Annotated in this window: 2 protein-coding genes; both read right to left on the bottom strand. The window is 38.3% G+C overall.

Annotated elements, in window-relative coordinates:
• Positions 1 to 36: 36 nt before the first annotated feature.
• Positions 37 to 1,029 carry a hypothetical protein gene (locus tag ACFVXH_RS41350; protein ID WP_014417872.1) on the bottom strand — a complete coding sequence of 331 codons (993 nt, stop codon included), beginning with the start codon at positions 1,027 to 1,029 and terminating at the stop codon, positions 37 to 39.
• Positions 1,030 to 1,053: 24 nt separating this feature from the next.
• Positions 1,054 to 1,255 (bottom strand): hypothetical protein (locus ACFVXH_RS41345; protein ID WP_387831241.1); only part of this gene is annotated, 202 nt, incomplete at its 5' end.

Below are 1,255 nucleotides of genomic sequence, written 5' to 3'. Positions count from 1 at the left end.
TCATCAAAAATATATGAGGGCTATTTAGCCCTCATATTATGCAAATTGATACATACCGTACATTACGTTAAATACTGTGTCCACTCCGTATTGAGTAATGAATTTGTACTCCATAGACATATCTTGGTTGGTTGTACCATCGGATACTTCTTTAATAAAAGGAGTTCCTTCTTTGACAACCTTAATAGGTTTGGCGTTGGCTGGTAGAACCATCAAACGATCATTTGCAATTTGGAATTCAAAAGTGTTTGGTTTGTGGCTTTGAGGGATAGGAAGGAGGGAGTATCCGTTCCAAACGGAGAGAACACCGTTTTTGTTAATTTGATCTTTCATATTTTCACTCATGAGAGTAGTAGCACCGGATAGTTTAGACAATGCTGTGCGTGTTCCAGCAATAATGATTTGAGATCCTTGGTTTGCTGCTTGAACATGCTCTGCCTGCTCAATTAGTGTTGCGTCATTATAGGTGCCAGTCTGTTTGAACTCGGCAGGTAAGTATGCCATAGAAGCCATGAATTCAGTATAGATACGTGAATTCAACTCCTGAGTGAATGCTTCACTTACTTTTTTGATGAAAGCGTCCCAATCAATGCGACCGGCTAAGAACCGTTTGAAGTCAGTGTAAATTGCAATAGCATACGGCTCAGTTTGTACAGTAAAGGTATCCCCAATATTCAATTTTTGCCGTCTGATGCTCCAATGGTTACCTGAATGGCGCGCTGCTACCAGCATTGTTCTATCTTCAACATAAAATTCATTGGTATCACCAAGAGCTAAATCACGGTAATCCACGAATTGTTCGAAGAAAGGGCTGGCAATCATACCATCGGTAATTGTTTGATCAAGTACCTCTTCAATAATTTCGAAGATATCATTCTTATAGCGTCTAAATTGACTAAAGTTTGGTTTGTCAGTACCGATAATCTCTACAAATGCTTTACGGATAACATCATTTGCCTGATTATTTGAGTAATCCGTAACTCTGTTTTTATATAAATCAATACCCAATTTCACAAGATCTTGTTTCATTAATTAACCTCCAAGTTATGATTATTAGTTTTGTTCTACTCTGATAACGACTAAATCAAGCATTCCGCCCACATAACCAGGTTTCCCGGTTACTGTTTGAGTGCCAATCTTTTCGATGGCTTCGATTCGCCCTACAAATCTTTGATCGGCTACATCTGCCTCTGCAATCTCTTTATATTTGAAAGAATTAGCTTGTAAGGTGACCTTATTTCCAATTACAACTTGT

The organism is Kitasatospora sp. NPDC058184 (genome assembly GCF_042883725.1).
GTDB lineage: Bacteria > Actinomycetota > Actinomycetes > Streptomycetales > Streptomycetaceae > Kitasatospora.
The sequence above is the reverse complement of the archived record's forward strand: the minus strand, read 5'-3'. Positions and strand labels throughout refer to the sequence as shown.

What these genes read in the sequence shown, in the direction of transcription:
- ACFVXH_RS41350 (WP_014417872.1), bottom strand. Translation starts at nt 1,029, where the DNA reads ATGAAACAAGATCTTGTGAAATTGGGTATTGATTTATATAAAAACAGA.